The organism is Neisseria shayeganii, assembly GCF_014054965.1.
Classification (GTDB): Bacteria; Pseudomonadota; Gammaproteobacteria; order Burkholderiales; family Neisseriaceae; genus Eikenella; species Eikenella shayeganii.
In genome coordinates, this window is the sequence record NZ_CP059567.1 from 776,922 (window position 1) to 792,556 (window position 15,635).

General features: G+C 61.8%; 14 protein-coding genes, 1 tRNA gene and 1 pseudogene. 4 read left to right on the top strand and 12 right to left on the bottom strand.

Annotated elements, in window-relative coordinates:
* Positions 1 to 66: 66 nt before the first annotated feature.
* The 4 genes from H3L94_RS03750 to miaA form a co-directional block, all read right to left on the bottom strand.
* Entirely contained in the window at positions 67 to 1,272 is a 1,206-nt protein-coding gene (locus H3L94_RS03750; protein WP_182122711.1) for a DUF819 family protein, read from the bottom strand.
* A 138-nt stretch (positions 1,273 to 1,410) separates the two neighbouring features.
* Entirely contained in the window at positions 1,411 to 2,100 is a 690-nt protein-coding gene (locus H3L94_RS03755) for a M15 family metallopeptidase (protein ID WP_182122712.1), read from the bottom strand.
* Positions 2,101 to 2,288: 188 nt separating this feature from the next.
* A complete protein-coding gene (locus H3L94_RS03760; RefSeq protein WP_182122713.1) occupies positions 2,289 to 2,786 on the bottom strand; it encodes an RDD family protein in 498 nt (165 codons plus the stop codon).
* Complete coding sequence (gene miaA / locus H3L94_RS03765; protein ID WP_182122714.1) at positions 2,783 to 3,730, bottom strand: tRNA (adenosine(37)-N6)-dimethylallyltransferase MiaA; 948 nt, start codon at positions 3,728 to 3,730, stop codon at positions 2,783 to 2,785. The genes H3L94_RS03760 and miaA overlap by 4 nt, the downstream gene beginning before the upstream one ends.
* A gap of 177 nt (positions 3,731 to 3,907) precedes the next feature.
* Between miaA and H3L94_RS03770 the strand changes: the two genes are divergently transcribed.
* The gene (locus tag H3L94_RS03770) at positions 3,908 to 4,798 is read left to right on the top strand and encodes an NAD(+)/NADH kinase (protein ID WP_040660765.1); all 891 of its coding nucleotides are present in this window, start codon (positions 3,908 to 3,910) and stop codon (positions 4,796 to 4,798) included.
* A 174-nt stretch (positions 4,799 to 4,972) separates the two neighbouring features.
* On the opposite strand, the gene metW is transcribed toward H3L94_RS03770, so the two are convergent.
* From metW to H3L94_RS03790, 4 genes are all read right to left on the bottom strand, one after another.
* Positions 4,973 to 5,554 carry a methionine biosynthesis protein MetW gene (gene metW, locus H3L94_RS03775; protein WP_182122715.1) on the bottom strand — a complete coding sequence of 194 codons (582 nt, stop codon included), beginning with the start codon at positions 5,552 to 5,554 and terminating at the stop codon, positions 4,973 to 4,975.
* Positions 5,551 to 6,690 carry a homoserine O-succinyltransferase MetX gene (gene metX / locus H3L94_RS03780; RefSeq protein WP_182123092.1) on the bottom strand — a complete coding sequence of 380 codons (1,140 nt, stop codon included), beginning with the start codon at positions 6,688 to 6,690 and terminating at the stop codon, positions 5,551 to 5,553. Before metX ends, metW begins: the two co-directional genes overlap by 4 nt.
* 113 nt (positions 6,691 to 6,803) lie before the next feature.
* Positions 6,804 to 6,878 (bottom strand) — tRNA-Arg (locus tag H3L94_RS03785).
* A 14-nt stretch (positions 6,879 to 6,892) separates the two neighbouring features.
* A complete protein-coding gene (locus H3L94_RS03790) occupies positions 6,893 to 7,867 on the bottom strand; it encodes a polyprenyl synthetase family protein (protein WP_182122716.1) in 975 nt (324 codons plus the stop codon).
* A 338-nt stretch (positions 7,868 to 8,205) separates the two neighbouring features.
* Between H3L94_RS03790 and carA the strand changes: the two genes are divergently transcribed.
* Complete coding sequence (carA, locus tag H3L94_RS03795; protein WP_182122717.1) at positions 8,206 to 9,339, top strand: glutamine-hydrolyzing carbamoyl-phosphate synthase small subunit; 1,134 nt, start codon at positions 8,206 to 8,208, stop codon at positions 9,337 to 9,339.
* Between the two features lie 141 nt (positions 9,340 to 9,480).
* On the opposite strand, the gene H3L94_RS03800 is transcribed toward carA, so the two are convergent.
* Genes H3L94_RS03800 through zapE form a run of 3 tightly spaced genes read right to left on the bottom strand, consistent with a single transcriptional unit; the run spans position 9,481 to position 11,962 of the window.
* Entirely contained in the window at positions 9,481 to 9,834 is a 354-nt protein-coding gene (locus H3L94_RS03800; protein WP_182122718.1) for a DUF4298 domain-containing protein, read from the bottom strand.
* A 53-nt stretch (positions 9,835 to 9,887) separates the two neighbouring features.
* A complete protein-coding gene (era, locus tag H3L94_RS03805; protein ID WP_182122719.1) occupies positions 9,888 to 10,802 on the bottom strand; it encodes a GTPase Era in 915 nt (304 codons plus the stop codon).
* An 8-nt stretch (positions 10,803 to 10,810) separates the two neighbouring features.
* Positions 10,811 to 11,962: a cell division protein ZapE gene (gene zapE / locus H3L94_RS03810; protein ID WP_182122720.1), complete on the bottom strand. Its 1,152-nt coding sequence runs from the start codon at positions 11,960 to 11,962 to the stop codon at positions 10,811 to 10,813.
* Between the two features lie 123 nt (positions 11,963 to 12,085).
* Here zapE and H3L94_RS12965 point away from each other — a divergent pair.
* Positions 12,086 to 12,367, top strand: a pseudogene (locus H3L94_RS12965) (ATP-dependent exonuclease).
* Between the two features lie 29 nt (positions 12,368 to 12,396).
* Positions 12,397 to 13,336, top strand: a protein-coding gene (locus tag H3L94_RS12970) for an IS630 family transposase (protein ID WP_425325918.1) whose coding sequence is annotated in 2 segments (ribosomal slippage) — positions 12,397 to 12,729 and positions 12,731 to 13,336 — 939 coding nt in all. Because the reading frame shifts where the segments join, the coding sequence is not laid out codon by codon here.
* A gap of 193 nt (positions 13,337 to 13,529) precedes the next feature.
* On the opposite strand, the gene H3L94_RS03820 is transcribed toward H3L94_RS12970, so the two are convergent.
* A complete protein-coding gene (locus tag H3L94_RS03820) occupies positions 13,530 to 15,551 on the bottom strand; it encodes an oxidoreductase (protein ID WP_182122721.1) in 2,022 nt (673 codons plus the stop codon).
* Positions 15,552 to 15,635: the final 84 nt, after the last annotated feature.

Consider the following 15,635-nt stretch of genomic DNA (forward strand, 5'->3'; position numbering starts at 1 on the left):
CTACATCGCATTAAAGGCTACCTGAAAGCCGTTTCAGGTAGCCTTGGTTTTATCTCAAGCAGGCGGTTACAGATTGCTGACCACGGTATAGACCATGGAGCCGATGTAGTTGCCGATGATGTAGCCCACGGTGCCGATTACCAGAATCGGGCCCACCAGCGAGCGCCAGCCTTGGCCGATGGCCAGGGCGGCGGCGGTGGTGGGGCCGCCGATGTTGGCGTTGCAGGCGAGGGTGATTTCTTCAATGCTGTATTTGAAGAGTTTGCCGGCGATGAGGGTAACCAGCAGGTTTACCACGGCCACGGTGAGGGTGAAGATAAACAGCAGCGGGGCGTTTTGCAGGATCAGCGGGATGGAGGCGGGGATGCCGATCACCACGAAGAAAAGGTAGATGCCGTAGGTGCCCAGCTCCTGGCTGCCGTTGAGCTTGGCCATGCCGCGCGGGAAGAGGGCGATGGCGGCGAAGGTAAGGGTGGTGAGCAGCAGGTATTTGTCGGTCACCAGGCCGATCAGCATGTCGGTGAGGATGTTTTCGCCGCTGCCCAAAATGCCTTTGAGGTATTTGGAGAGGGTGAAGGACACGGCCACCAGCAGCATGGCGGCGCCCAGCGAAAGGGCGATGTTTTGCAGCGAGATGTCTTTGGCGCGCCAGAAGGCGGCGGCTTGGTTTTCGCCTTCGGCCGCAACGGAGGAGGTGTCGCTGTGGCGCTGGCCCCAAACGCGGCGCACCAGCGGGGAGGCGGCCAGACCGATCAGAATCAGGAAGTAGCAGGCCATCATCAGGTTGTCGGCCACGATGGTGGCGGCTTTCATGCTGTCGGAGGGTTGCAGTTTGGCGGCCATGGCGGCGAAGTTGACGCCGCCGCCGCTGTAAGAAGCGGAAATCATGCCAGCGATTTTATCGAGTTCGGGGATGTGGTGGCGCAGCATGAGGAAGGCGAGCAGGGTGCCGACCACGGTGCCGGCGGAGCTGAGCAGAAAGAGAAACAGCAGGCGGCGGCTTTCTTTGAAGACGGCGTGCAGATCGAGCTGGAACAGCAGCAGCGGAATAGCCAGCGGCACGATGTAGCCCCAGACAGCGTCGTAAACCGGCGCGTCCACCGGCACCAATCCGAGGTTGGAGGCGGCCAGTGCAATCAGCAGGGCGATGACGGCGCCGGGGATTTTCACCGCCCAGCGCGCTTTTTGTTCGATCACGATGGCGGCGGCGGCGGCCAGCATCAGAAAAGTCCACAACAGCAGGGTGTTGTCGGCAGCAATTAAAGGCTGCATGGTGGTTCTCCTTAATGTTTGAGGGTAATCAAGTGTGTGGGAAATCGGGCGGTTGGCCGGCTTTCAGGTAGCCTGATCGGGCGCGGTGGCCGTGGTGTAAGGCGGCAGTCGGGCGGCGTAAATGCTTGCCGTTGCGGCTCAGGGCAGGTGGGCGGCGCCGAATAGGGCTTGGCCGGCACCGCTGAAATAGGCCCAGTTTTGGTTGCCGTAATCGAAATGCCACCATTCGGTGGGCAGGTTGGTGAAGCCGGCGGCCAGCATGGTGTGGATGAGGATGCGGCGGTGTTGACGGGCAGGGGCGGGCGCTTCGTGTTCCAGGGCGCTGCTGTGGGAGCGGTGGCTGGGTTCGTCGAAGGCGGTGCCCATGTCGAGCGTTTGGCCGCTGGCGGTGTCGAACAGAGTGAGGTCCACCGAGCCGCCGGTGAGGTGCGGCGGGGTCATGCCCGGGCGGTGGGGATTGGCGACGAATTGGTCGAGCGCGGTTTGGATTTGCGCTTCGTCGTATTCGGGATGGCGCGCCACAATCTGGCTGCGGAAGCTTTCGCGCAGGGCGCCTTGTACGGCAAGCGAGCGCCAGCCGTCGAGAACCTCGAAGCCGTAGGCTTCGGGCAGGGCGTTGAGTGCGGCCAGCAGACGTTCGATTACCGGCGCGCGCAGGAAAATCTCGGCGCCGGCGCCGGTAATGCCCTGCTCGAAATACACCGGGCGCGAACGCAGGCGGGGATGGGCGGGCAGAGTTTGCAGCGGTGCGCCGCATTCGGCAACAGGAACGGCCGCGATGTGCGGCCAATGGAAATCTGCAGAGGCAGTAAGCGGAGGGTACAGCATGATGTGTGTGTTGGGCTTATTGGCATTAATTATTGTTAAGTAAGTTAAACCAAAATGCGCTATTCCGCAAGGGGCGCGGCGGGTTTGGCAGACGGCAGGCGGGTTTTCAGCGGCGGATGGTTTTGCTAGGCGGAAAACAGGCTACCTGAAAGGTTTCAGGTAGCCTGTTTGCTGGTGGCGGGCGGGGCTTATTCTTTAACCAAACGGGTGCCGGCGAGGAAGTCGTACAGAAACTGGCGGGAAGGGTGCACCAGGGCGAAACCCCAAGGCAGAATCCACCACAGGCAGGCGAGGCCGGCGGCGGTTTTGGGCGGCAGGCCGTTGAGGCTGCGCAGGCCCCAATAGGCCAGCATGGGCAGCAGCACCACGCAGATCACGCCCCAGATAAAGCGTGAGCGCAGCTGGCGTGCGGAAGGGCGGCCGCCGGCGGCAGTTTGCAGTTGCAACCCCCATACCTGCATCGGCAGGGTGCGGCCGCGGCGGCGCCAGCTGAGGCTGAAATACAGCCACCAAGCGGCGAGAAAAATCAGGCTCACCGCCACGCGGGCGGCGGAGGGAAAGGTGTGCAGCAGGCTGTTGGCGGCGGCGGCGGGAATCAGGGCCACGCAGCTGACGGCGGCCACCAGCAGGCTCTCGTAACAGAGGGCGGCGAGGCGGCGTTTGAAGGAGGCGGGAGTGGGATTCATGCGAAATGCTTCCGATAAAAGGCGAGAAGGGTGTCGGTGTGTTCGGGCAGGCTACCTGAAAAGGGATCGATGCTGAAATCGGCGGGCAGTTTGCGCAGCCAGGTGAGCTGCCGTTTGGCCAGCTGGCGGGTGGCGGCGATGCCTTGCGCGGTGAAGGTGGCCGGGTCGGTGTCGCCGGCCAGGTGCGACCAGGCTTGGCGGTAGCCGACGCAACGCATGGCGGGATGCTCGGCGGTGAGTTCGGGCCAGTCTTGCTGCAGGCGGCGGACTTCGTCGAGCAGGCCCTGTTCGAGCATGGCGAGGAAGCGGCGCTCGATGTTTTGGTGCAGTAGGGCGCGGTCGGCGGGAATCAGGGTGACGGTGCGCAGCGGCAGCGGCTCAGGGGCGGCGGCCTGTTCGGCAAAGTGCCGGCTCAGCGGTTTGCCGGTGATGAGGAACACTTCCAAAGCGCGTTCGATGCGTTGGCTGTCGGCCGGCTCGAGGCGGGCGGCGGTGTCGGGGTCGGCCGCCTGCAGGCGGGCGTAGAGGGCGGCCAGGCCGTGCTGCTGTTTCTGCTGCTGCAGCTCGGCGCGCACGGCGGGGTCGGCTTCGGGCAGGCGGTTGAGGCCGTGGGTGAGGGCGTGGTAATACATCATGGTGCCGCCCACAATCAGCGGCAGGCGGCCGCGGCGGCGGATGTCGGCGCACAGGCGCAGGCAGTCGGCCACGAAATCGGCGGCGCTGTAACTTTCGGTGGGCGGAATGATGTCGATCAGATGGTGCGGCACGGCGGCTTGTTCGGCGGCGCTGGGTTTGGCGGTGCCGATGTCCATGCCGCGGTAAACCAGGGCGGAATCGAGGCTGATGATTTCCAGCGGCAGGCGTTCGGCCAGCGAAAGGGCCAGCGCGGTTTTGCCGGCGGCGGTGGGGCCGAGCAGGGCAAGGGCGTGTGGGGTGTCGGACATGGGCGGAACAATGGGGCGGATCTGCAGGGGAAGTATCGGCAGAGAAGGCTAGCTGAAAAGCGGCCCATTCTACCTTGTCCGGCCGATAAACTGAATTGCCGCCGAGGCCCGGCTTTCAGGTAGCCTGAAAATCGGGTACAGTTCGGGCTTTACCGATTTTTGCATGTCGCCGCCATGATCCACAGCCAGTTTTCCCGCATCGGCATCGTTACCCGCCCGCAAACGCCGCACATCGCAGAGAGCCTGCGTGAACTGGCGGCGTTTTTGCTCGAACAGCGGATTGAGGTGTTTCTCGACGAGGCTTGCGTGGCGGAAGGGCTGCTGCCGGCGGAATTGGCGGCACGCTGCGGCGTGGTGTCGAAAAACGAGATGGGCGCGCATTGCGATTTGGTGGTGGTGCTCGGCGGCGACGGCACTTTTCTTTCCGTGGCGCGCAAGCTGGCGCCCTACCGCGTGCCCATGATGGGCGTGCATCAGGGGCATTTGGGCTTTCTCACCCATGTGCCGCGCGGCGACATGCTCAACAGCATCGGCGGCATGCTCAGCGGCAAATACCTGCCTGAGGAGCGGATTCTGCTCGAATGCAGCGTGTGGCGCGGGCACGAGGAGCTGAAAACCTCGCTGGCGCTCAACGATGCGGTAGTCAGTCGCGGCGGCATGGGACAGATGATTGAATTTGAAGTGTTTATCAATCAGGAATTTGTGTATACCCAGCGTTCCGACGGCCTGATTGTGGCCACGCCCACCGGCTCGACCGCTTATGCGCTGGCCGCCGGCGGCCCGATTTTGCAATCCACCCTGCGCGCGCTGACGCTGGTGCCGATTTGCCCGCAATCCATGACCAACCGGCCGATTGCGGTGTCGGACACCTGCGAAATCGAAATCCTCATCACCAAGGCCGGCGACGCCCGCGCCCATTTCGACGGCCAGTCGTATGTGGACATTCATTCGATGGACCGCATCGTTATCCGCCGCTACCGCAACACCCTGCGCGTGCTGCACCCCACCGATTACCAGTATTACAAAACCCTGCGCCAGAAGCTGCATTGGGGCGAACAGCTGGTGTGAGAGGGAGACAGAACAAATCATGTTCGATTTGGGTTTTGCAAAGGTCTCAGCTCTTGCAATGAAGGCAAAATTTCAGGCTACCTGAAGGGTTTCAGGTAGCCTGAAATGTTAGATGCACTGTGTTAGACGACATGACCCGCAACGGCAGGAGCGGCATTTCCCGCCAGCCTCAGCTCAGCCCACGCGGTAAAACGCCAGGCTGCCGAGCAGATTGGGCAGGGTCTGCACCCGTTTGCCGCCGGCCATCACGGCGCGTTCGAGGATGCGGATGCCGTTTTTGGCGCACAGGCGCTCGAAGTCGTGCAGGGTGCACCAGTGGATGTTGGGCGTGTCATACCAATCGTAAGGCATGCGCTCGCTCACCGGCATGTGGCCGCCCAGCGCGATTTGCAGGCGGTTGCGCCAGTAGCCGAAGTTGGGGAAGGAAACGATGGCTTCGCCGGCCACCCGCGTCAGCTCGTGCAGGATGTTTTCGGTGTTCTGCATGGCTTGGATGGTTTGGCTGAGCACGATCACATCGAAGCTTTGGTCTTTGAAGTCGCGCAGGCCCTGTTCGAGGTCGGCCTGAATCACGTTCACGCCGCGGGCGACGGCGGCCAGCACGCTGGCGGTGTCGATTTCCACGCCGTAGCCGCGGCAGTGTTTCTGCCGCACCAGCGCGGAGAGCAGTTCGCCGCTGCCGCAGCCCAAGTCGAGTACGCGGCTGCCGGCGGGAATCCAGTCGTAAATCAGCTGCAGGTCGTCGCGCAGAATCATGGGCAAAGCTCCTTGTCGATGTTGTCCATATAGGCGGCGACGGCTTTCAGATAGGGTTCGTCCTCCATCAAGAAGGCATCGTGGCCGTGGTCGGACACCACTTCCACGTATTGCACGTCTTTGTCGGCCGCCACCAAGGCGCGCACCAGCTCGTGCGAACGTTCGGGGGAAAAGCGCCAGTCGGTGCTGAAGCTGGCGACAAAAAACTTGGCCTGCGCCTGCCGTAAGGCCGCTTCGAGGTCGTGCTGGTAGTCGGCGGCGGGGTCGAAATAATCCAGTGCTTTGGTCATCAGCAGGTAGGTGTTGGCATCGAAGCGTTCGGCAAATTTGTCGCCCTGATAGCGCAGATAGCTTTCCACTTCGAATTCGACGCCGTAGCCGAATTGGAAGCCGTCGCTGCGCAGCTGGCGGCCGAATTTTTCGCCCAAGCCGCTTTCGGCCAGATAGGTGATGTGGCCCATCATGCGGGCGATGCGCAGGCCGCGGCGCGGAATGGTGCCGTGCTCGGCGTAGTGGCCCTGATGGAAATCGGGGTCGGTGATGATGGCTTGGCGGGCGACGTCGTTGAAGGCGATGTTTTGGGTGGAGAGCTTGGGCGCCGAGGCGATGACCAGGGCGTGACGCAGACGGGCGGGGTAGTCGATGGCCCATTGCAGCGCCTGCATGCCGCCGAGGCTGCCGCCCATTACCGCCGCCCAGGTGTCGATGCCGAAGTGGTCGGCCAGCATGGCTTGGGTGCGCACCCAGTCTTTCACCGTGACCACGGGAAAATCGGCGCCGTAGGCGCGGCCGGTTTCGGGGTTGGTGCTCAAGGGGCCGCTGCTGCCGGCGCAGCCGCCCAAGTTGTTGAGGCCGACCACGAAAAAGCGGTTGGTGTCCACCGGTTTGCCGGGGCCGACCATGCTGTCCCACCAGCCGGGGTATTTGTCGTCGGCATGGTGGCGGCCGGCTACATGGTGGGTGCCGGAGAGGGCGTGGCAGATCAAGACGGCGTTGGATTTGTCGGCATTGAGCGTGCCGTAGGTTTCGGTAATCAGCTCGAAACGCGGCAGGGTGCGGCCGTTTTGCAGGGTAAACGGCTGCTCGAACACAATGGTTTGCGGGACAATAATGCCCACGGAGGCGGCAGGGTGCATGGCGGATGCGTCGGAAATCGGCAAAGGCGCTTATTATAGCGGAGAAACGTGCGCCCATCAGGCCGGGCGGCAAGAAATCAGGCTACCTGAAAGCTTTCAGGTAGCCTGTTGTGTGGCCCCGCCGACAGGAATCGAACCTGTATTTTACGCTTAGGAGGCATACGTTCTATCCGTTGAACTACGGCGAGGGAGATTTAAAGATTCAAGACACGCGCGCCACCGATTCTTCGGCCAACTGGCGCATGGCTTGGCGCACTTCGCTTTCGGGCAGGGCCTCGAGGCAGAGGAGGGCTTTTTCCACCGCGGCGTGGGCTTGGGCGGCGGCGTAGTCGAGCGCATCGGAGGCGCGCACGTGGGCGTAGATTTTGTCGAAATAGCCGCGGTCGGCGTTTTGCAGGGCGTGGCGCACGTCGGCGGCGGCTTCGGGGCTGCCTTGGCGCATCAGGTAAATCAGCGGCAGGGTGGGTTTGCCTTCGGCCAGGTCGTCGCCGACATTTTTGCCGATTTGTTCGGGGCTGCCGGAGTAGTCGAGCACGTCGTCGATGATTTGGAAGGCGGTGCCCACATACATGCCGTAATCTTTCAGGGCCTGCTCCTGCTCGGCAGAGGCGCCGGCCAGAATGGCGCCCACTTGGGCGGCGGCTTCAAACAGCTTGGCGGTTTTGTATTGGATGACCTGGACGTATTCGGCCTCGGTGATGTCGATGTTGCCGATGTTCATCAGCTGCATCACTTCGCCTTCGGCGATGATGTTGGTGGCATCGGCCATCACCTGCAGGATTTTCATGCTGTCGGCCCCCACCATCAGCTGGAAGGCGCGCGTATAAAGGAAGTCGCCCACCAGCACGGCGGCGGCATTGCCGAACAGATTGTTGGCCGTTTGGCGGCCGCGGCGCAACTCGCTTTCGTCCACCACGTCGTCGTGCAGCAGGGTGGAGGTGTGGATGAACTCCACCATGGCGGCCAATTCGTACAGCCGTTCGCTGTCGTAACCCAAAGCCTTGCCGGCCAGAATGGTGATCACCGGGCGCAGCCGCTTGCCGCCCGCGCCGATGATGTAGGTGCCGATTTGCGAGATCAGCGCCACTTCCGATTGGACGGCGCGGTTGATCACCGTATTCACGCGGCCCAAATCGGCCGTCAGGTTTTTTTGGAAATAAGGGAGGTTTTCAAGCATGGTGTGCAATATAGTGGGCGCGCATGGGATCGGGTTTGCGGAAATCCGGCCGGGGCCGTATTGGCAAAAAGGCGCGGCATTATAACAGCAGGCGGGCGTTTCTGCACGGCATCTGCCGCGCCCCAAAGCGGCAGGCTACCTGAAAGCGCCTTGCTGCGGTAGGCGGTTTTCAGTAAAATGCCGTGCTTCTTCGGGTAGGGCGGGCTTCTGCCCAGAAAAGCACGTTACGCAGCCGTTTTTGCTGTCGGGCGTGTTTTTTTTAGCCGCCGTGACGGCTGCTCGCCCATCAAAACCATCCGGCCGGCCCGACCTTTTCCGACAACGAACAGGAATCCATCATGACTTCCCCTGCAATTTTAGTGCTTGCCGACGGCAGCGTCTTCCGCGGCACGTCCATCGGCTACGAAGGCGCCACTTCCGGCGAAGTGGTGTTCAATACGTCGATGACCGGCTATCAGGAAATCCTGACCGACCCTTCCTATCGCAAGCAAATCGTCACCCTCACTTATCCGCACATCGGCAACACCGGCACCAACGGCGAAGATGAGGAAAGCGGCGCGGTGCATGCCGCCGGTCTGATTGTGCGCGACTTGCCGCTGTTGCACAGCAATTTCCGCAGCAGCGAAAGCCTGCAGGACTATCTGGTGCGCCACCGCACGGTGGCGATTGCCGACATCGACACCCGCCGCCTCACCCGCATCCTGCGCGACAAAGGCGCGCAGGCCGGCGCGATTCTGACCGGCAGCGAGGCCACCGAAGAAAAAGCCCGCGAACTGATTGCCGAGTTCGGCAGCATGGTGGGCAAGGATTTGGCCAAAGAAGTCACCGTGAAAGAAGCCTACCAATGGACGGAAGGCGAATGGCAATTGGGCCACGGTTTTGTGACCCCGGATGCGCAGCCCTATCATGTGGTGGCCTACGACTTCGGCGTGAAAACCAATATCCTGCGTATGTTGGCCGCCCGCGGCTGCCGCCTCACCGTGGTGCCCGCACAAACCCCGGCCAAAGACGTGCTGGCGCTGAATCCCGACGGCGTGTTCCTTTCCAACGGCCCCGGCGACCCCGAGCCTTGCGACTACGCGATTGCGGCGGTCAAAGAATTGCTGGAGAGCAAAAAACCACTGTTCGGCATTTGCTTGGGCCACCAGCTGCTCGGTTTGGCCCTGGGCGGCAAAACCCGCAAAATGACCTTCGGCCACCACGGCGGCAACCATCCGGTGCAGGATTTGGACAGCGGCAAGGTGGTGATCACCAGCCAAAACCACGGTTTCGAAGTGGACGCCGACACACTGCCCGCCCATGTGAAAGTGACCCACCGCTCCCTGTTTGACGGTTCGCTGCAAGGCATTGAATTGACCGACCGTGCCGCCTTCAGTTTCCAAGGCCACCCCGAAGCCAGCCCGGGTCCGCACGACGTGTCTTATCTGTTCGACAAATTCATCGACAGCATCCGGGCTGCCAAAGCCGCTTAAGCCGTTTGCTTCTCCGACTGAGGGGAAGCATCACAAAACGCCGCCATCCTGATTGGGTTCGGGATGGCGGCGTTTTTTATGGGGCGTCGGCGACCAGGGCTCAGGCTACCTGAAAAAGCCGTCGCTCGGTTGCGGAAAATCCTAACCGTCGTTTTGGCTGTGTTCGCCGTGGCGGTCGAGTACTTTCATCGCCGCGCGCATCCAGCCCCAGGCCAATTCGTATTGTTCGCCGAAAGCCTCCCATAGGGCGTCTTCGCTCATCACGCTGTATTCGCCTTCGGTGTGCAGGCAAACCGGCAGGCCGTTTTCGATGGCTTGGTGCAGTTCGAGGTACTCACGGTCGTAAAAGGCGGACAGCTTGCGCATCACTTCGGCGGCCTGCCGCCATTCTTCTTGGGCGGCTTCCAGCTTGGGTTTGAGGCGCAGCCACTCGCGGTACAGCGCCTGGATTTCGTTGATGCGGGTTTGGGCCTGTTCGGCGCTAGGTGTGTTCATGGGATGAGGCCATAAAAGGGTTTCAGGTAGCCTGAACGGGAAAGCAGAGGCGTTTACAAGCCCAATTCGTTGAGGAAGCGTACGTCGTCGGCCCAGCCGGATTTCACTTTCACCCACACGCGCAGAAACACTTTGGTGTCGAACAGCTTTTCCATATCGAGGCGGGCTTCGGTGGAGATTTTTTTCAGCTTTTCGCCGTTTTTGCCGATCACAATCGGCTTCTGATTTTCTTTGTCCACCAGCACGGCGATGTAGATGTGGTAGAGGCCGTCTTCCTCTTTGAACTGCTCCACTTCCACATTCATTGCATAGGGCAGCTCCTCGCCCAGATAGCGGAACAGTTTTTCGCGCACGATTTCCATGGCCAGAAAGCGGCTGGATTTGTCGGTGACCATGTCTTCGGGGTACAGCGGGATGCCTTCCGGCAAAAACGGCTTGAGGGCCGAGAGCAGATTGGCAATGCGCAGGCCGTGTTTGGCGCTCACCACTTCCACGCCGGCAAAATCGAATTCGGCGCGCACGCCGGCGATAAAGTGTTCCAGCGCCAGGCGGTCTTTGGCCTTGTCTTTGTCGATTTTGTTCACCACCAGCAGCACCGGCGTGTGCCGCGGCAGCTGCTTGAGCACGGTGCGGTCGGCTTCGGTGAAACGCATGGCTTCGATCACGAAAGCCACCACGTCCACCCCGCTCATCGCCTCGGTAACGTTTTGGTTTAAGCGGTCATTGAGGGCGTTGCGGTGGTCGGTTTGGAAACCGGGGGTGTCCACAAACACCAGTTGGGCGGTGTCGTCGGTGTAGATGCCGGTTACCTTATGGCGCGTGGTTTGCGCTTTTTTGCTGGTGATGCTGATTTTTTGGCCGATCAGGTGGTTCATCAGCGTGGATTTGCCCACATTGGGGCGGCCGACTATGGCGATAAAGCCGCAGCGGTAGCCGGGTGGTACATCGGGCAGAGGGGTGTCGTACATAAGGGCTTTCAGGGGGCGGTTGCGGCAGGGGGTGCCGTATCTAAAGTCAGATGCGGCAGGGCGAGGTAGGTTTCCGACTGCATTTCGGTGAGCCGGCTGGCGCTGCGCACGAATTCGTGGGCGAAGTCGCCGCTGGTGTAAAGCTCGTCCGGCTGGGCTTCCAAGGTGGCGCAGAGTTTGACGCGGTAGTCGTACAAGACATCAATCAGCCAGGTCAGCCGGCGGGCTTCGGCCCGTTGGGCGGCATCGAGCTTGGGAATGTGCGACACGAATACGGTGCGGTATTGCTCGGCTAAGGTCAGGTAGTCGGTTTGCGCGCGCGGGCCGCGGCACAATTCGTCGAAATGAAACCAGATCGCGGTGTCGCTCTGCCCCAAGGTGCGCAGTTCGCGGCCGTGCAGGGTGATGCTGCCGGCTCGGGCGGGGGCGCCGTTCATGCGGGCGAACAGTTCGCCCAAACGGGCTTCCTGTTCGGCGCCGGCGGGGATGTAGAAAATATCGGCCGGGGTCAGCGTGCGCTGGCGGTAGTCGTGGCCGCCGTCCACATTCAGCACGCTCAACTCGCGTTCGATCAGGGCGATGGTGGGCAGGAAGCTGCTGCGGTTCTGGCCTTGAGGATAGAGATCGGCCGGTGCGTAATTCGAGGTGGCCACCAACACCACGCCTTCGGCAAACAGGCCTTCCAGCAGGCGGCCGAGAATCATGGCATCGGCAATGTCGCTGACGTGGAATTCGTCGAAACACAGTACCCGCACGTCCATGGCGATTTCGCGTGCCACCGAGCGCAGCGGGTTGGCTTCGCTTTTCAGTTCGCCCATGCGGCGGTGGACGTCGGCCATAAAGGCGTGGAAATGCACCCGTTTTTTGCGGCGGTAGGGCAGGCAGCCGTAGAAGGCGTCCATCAGGAAACTTTTGCCACGGCCGACGCCGCCGTAAAAATACAGTCCTCTAGGTGCGCGGGGCGAGCGCAGGCTGCGGCCGAGAAAGCGGTTGCGCTTGCGTTTGAACATCATCAGTTCGCCCCACAAGTCGTCCAACAGGCGGATGGCGCGCTCCTGAGCCGGATCGCGGATGAAACCCGGCTGGCTGGCAGCGGCCTGATACCAGCTTAAGGGGCTGTGGCCGGCAAAATCGGGCGGGGTGAAGGCGGAAGAGGTCATGGTGAACGGTGGCGAAAAAAGAGACGTATTTTACCAGCCGAACCCGCGGGCGCAAGAACTTCGCTTTCAGTAAGCGGGGCTGTTCTCTTGGGGCATGAACGCACAAGGCAGGGTGTGTCGCAGGTGGGTAAAAGTTGCCGGCTGAGACCTTTGCAAACCCCTCCATCTGCGGTGCATTTCTTCGTTGTGTGTTTATGCCCTATGGGTACTGCTCGCTAACTTGCCTATCTAGGTGATATGTCTTTCCCACGGGAATTCCTAGCGCTCACGCTCGCTGCGCCGCTACGCCTTGAACTGCATCCACATCTGGGGGTTTTGCAAAGGTCTCCGGCTGTTTGTTTTTTGGCGTGTCCGGCCATCATGCCGGATGAGCTTAGAGCAACTTCGACTAAAAACGTTACATAATAGGTTTTTTCTGGCAGCCGGAGCATGAGATGCGCGCCTATTCGCAAGACCTGCGAGATCGAGTACTGAGAGCGCTGGAGCGCGGAGAGCGACCCAGCGCCATTGCCCGTCGTTATGAAGTCAGCCGCATGTGGGTATATCGCGTGCGTGCTCGCTTCGAAAAAGAAGGCGAGCGCAGCAGCAGGCAGCAAGGCGGCAAGCGCATCTCCCGGCTGGCGCCAGTAGAGGGCATGATCCGCGACTGGATCAAGGCCGATCCCGATCTGACCTTGGTGCAAATGTGCGAGCGTTTGGCCGGGCATGGCATCAGCATCAAACCCTCGGCCTTGTGGCACCAGCTCAACAAATGGCGGCTGAGCTTCAAAAAAAACGCTGCACGCCAGCGAGCAGGAACGTGAAGACGTGCAGCAGGCACGGGCGAGCTGGATACAGCAGCAGGCCCGGCTCGATGCCAGGCGCCTGGTATTTCTGGACGAGACCTGGAGCAGCACCTGCATGACGCCGCTGCGCGGGCGCGCCCCGCGCGGTCAACGCTGCGTGGCCAGCGCCCCGCATGGGCACTGGAAGACCAGCACCTTCATTGCCGCCTTGCGCTGTGATGCACTGACGGCCCCCATGGTGACCGATGGCCCCATCAATGGCGCCGTGTTTCTGGCGTGGGTCAAAACCTTTCGGTGCCCGACACTTCGCCCTGGCGACATCGTCATTGCCGACAACCTCTCCAGCCACAAAGTGGCGGGCGTGCGAGAAGCCATCGAAGGCGTGGGCGCCAGCATTCGCTATCTGCCGCCGTACTCGCCGGATTTGAACCCCATCGAGAAGCTGTTTGCCAAGTTCAAGGCGCTGCTGCGCAGGGCGGGCGAGCGCACGGTGGGTGCGCTGTGGCAGCGCATGGGGCAGCTGGTTGATTTGTTCTCGGCTCAAGAGTGTGCCAATTACTTCAAATCAGCTGGGTATGTAATGAATTAAATCGAAATTGCTCTAAGCTGGTGGTTATTTCAATATTTTGCATCAGAAAACCGCACCTGATTCGGTTGGGCGGAGTGTCCAACTCAATCAGGTGCGGTTCGGTTTTTGGCTGATGAATTAAATAGCTATTGGATAGAAAGAAAGTTTACAGATTGGGTGGCTTAAGGCTGCCGCACCCGGTTGTGGTTGGGGCTTAAATCTCCAAAGCCAGTTCGGTGCCGGCGCGGATGGCGCGTTTGGCGTCCAGCTCGCCGGCGCGGTCGGCGCCGCCGATGATGTGCAGCGGTTTGCCCAAGGCGCGCAGGGATTGTTCCAGTTCGCGTTGCGGTTCTTGGCCGGCGCAGATCACCACATGGTCCACAGGCAGCACGCTGTCTTCGCCGTCGCGCGTGATGTGCAGGCCTTCGTCGTCGATTTTGCGGTATTGCACGCCGCCCCACAAATGCACGCCTTGGCTGGCGAGGCTGAGGCGGTGGATCCAGCCGGTGGTTTTGCCGAGGTTTTTGCCCGGGGTGCCGTCTTTGCGTTGCAGCAGCCAGATTTCGCGGGCGGCTTGGGGCAGGGCGGGGCGGGACGAGAGCAGGGCGCCGCGTTGCTCGAGGCTGGTGTCGATTTGCCAGTCGCGGTGGAACTGCACGGTGTGAAGGGCGCTGTCTTCGCCGCTGTGGGCAAGGAATTCGGCGGTGTCGAAACCGATGCCGCCGGCGCCGATGATGGCCACTTTTTTGCCCACCGGCAGGCGGTCGCGCAATACGTTCAGGTAGCCCAACACTTTGGGGTGGTCGATGCCTTCAATCGGCGGGCGGCGCGGCACGATGCCGCTGGCGAGCACGATTTCGTCGAAGCCGGCCAGGTCTGACGCCTGTACTTCGGTGTTCAGGCGCAGGGTGATGCCGTCACGCTTGAGGGCGTGGCGGAAGTAGCGGATGGTTTCGTGGAACTCCGGTTTGCCGGGAATGGTTTTGGCGATGTTGAGCTGGCCGCCGATGCTGTCTTGGCGGTCGAACAGGGTCACGCGGTGGCCGCGCTTGGCCGCGGTTTCGGCAAACGCCATGCCGGCGGGACCGGCACCGATGACGGCGATGTTTTTCGGCTGCCCGGCGGGGGTGAGCGGCATCTGCAATTCGTGGCAGGCAAAGGGGTTGACCAAGCAGGAGGTGAGCTTGCCGGCGAAGATGTGGTCGAGGCAGGCTTGGTTGCAGGCGATGCAGGTGTTGATGGCTTCGTCTTGGCCGGCGGCGGCTTTGTTCACCCACTCGGCATCGGCGAGGAAGGGGCGGGCGAGGCAGACGGCATCGGCCAGCTCTTGGCCCAGAATCTCTTCGGCGGTTTGCGGCATATTGATGCGGTTGGTGGCGATCACGGGGATGTTGGCCACGGCTTTCAGTTTGCCGGTGAATTCGGCGAAGGCGGCGCGGGGCACGCAGGTGGCGATGGTGGGAATGCGCGCTTCGTGCCAGCCGATGCCGGTGTTGAAAAGGTCGGCGCCGGCGGTTTCCAGTTTGGCGGCCAAGACTTGGTTTTCTTCCCAAGTGCTGCCGTCGCGCACCAAATCGAGCAGGGAGAGGCGGAAGATGATCAGGAAGTCTTCGCCGCAGGCCCGGCGGATGCCTTCGACGATTTCTACGGCGAAGCGGTGGCGGTTGTCGAGACTGCCGCCGTATTCGTCGCTGCGCTGGTTGGTGGCGGGGGCGATGAATTGATTGATCAGGTAGCCTTCGCTGCCCATCACTTCCACACCGTCGTAACCGGCCTGCTTGGCCAGCTCGGCGCAGCGGATGTAGTCGCGCACGGTTTGACGCACTTCTTCGGTGCTCAGGGCGCGCGGCTTGGCCGGGTTGATGGGGGTGGGCAGGGCGCTGGGAGCAACGGGCTGGCGGCTGACGGCGTAACGGCCGGTGTGCAGAATCTGCATGCAGATTTTGGCGCCGTGGCGGTGGACGGCATTGGTAACCGTGCGGTGCCAGGCCACTTCGCTCTCGTCGCTGAGTTTGGCGCCTCCTTCGAATACCGCACCTTCGGCATTCGGGCCGATGCCGCCGGTGATGATGAGGGCGGCGCCGCCTTTGGCGCGTTCGGCATAAAAGGCGGCCAAGTGTTCGGCGCCTTCGGCGTGTTCTTCAAAACCGGTGTGCATGGAACCCATGATGACGCGGTTGCGCAGGGTGTGGTGGGCGTTGATGCGCAGCGGGGTGGCGAGAGGGCGTGGGCTCATGTGGGTGCTCCTTTGGTAGGGGTGGGATCGGGCTACCTGAAACCCTTGGCCGTGCGGCCGGCTCAATGGCGACACAACCCAGGC

Excerpts from the sequence above, each read along its gene's own strand:
- H3L94_RS03820 (WP_182122721.1), bottom strand. The coding sequence starts at position 15,551 with ATGAGCCCACGCCCTCTCGCCACCCCGCTGCGCATCAACGCCCACCAC.
- H3L94_RS03755 (WP_182122712.1), bottom strand. The coding sequence starts at position 2,100 with ATGCTGTACCCTCCGCTTACTGCCTCTGCAGATTTCCATTGGCCGCAC.
- era (WP_182122719.1), bottom strand. The coding sequence starts at position 10,802 with ATGTACGACACCCCTCTGCCCGATGTACCACCCGGCTACCGCTGCGGC.
- carA (WP_182122717.1), top strand. The coding sequence starts at position 8,206 with ATGACTTCCCCTGCAATTTTAGTGCTTGCCGACGGCAGCGTCTTCCGC.
- H3L94_RS03750 (WP_182122711.1), bottom strand. The coding sequence starts at position 1,272 with ATGCAGCCTTTAATTGCTGCCGACAACACCCTGCTGTTGTGGACTTTT.
- H3L94_RS03800 (WP_182122718.1), bottom strand. The coding sequence starts at position 9,834 with ATGAACACACCTAGCGCCGAACAGGCCCAAACCCGCATCAACGAAATC.
- miaA (WP_182122714.1), bottom strand. The coding sequence starts at position 3,730 with ATGTCCGACACCCCACACGCCCTTGCCCTGCTCGGCCCCACCGCCGCC.
- H3L94_RS03790 (WP_182122716.1), bottom strand. The coding sequence starts at position 7,867 with ATGCTTGAAAACCTCCCTTATTTCCAAAAAAACCTGACGGCCGATTTG.
- H3L94_RS03760 (WP_182122713.1), bottom strand. The coding sequence starts at position 2,786 with ATGAATCCCACTCCCGCCTCCTTCAAACGCCGCCTCGCCGCCCTCTGT.
- zapE (WP_182122720.1), bottom strand. The coding sequence starts at position 11,962 with ATGACCTCTTCCGCCTTCACCCCGCCCGATTTTGCCGGCCACAGCCCC.
- metW (WP_182122715.1), bottom strand. The coding sequence starts at position 5,554 with ATGATTCTGCGCGACGACCTGCAGCTGATTTACGACTGGATTCCCGCC.
- metX (WP_182123092.1), bottom strand. The coding sequence starts at position 6,690 with ATGCACCCTGCCGCCTCCGTGGGCATTATTGTCCCGCAAACCATTGTG.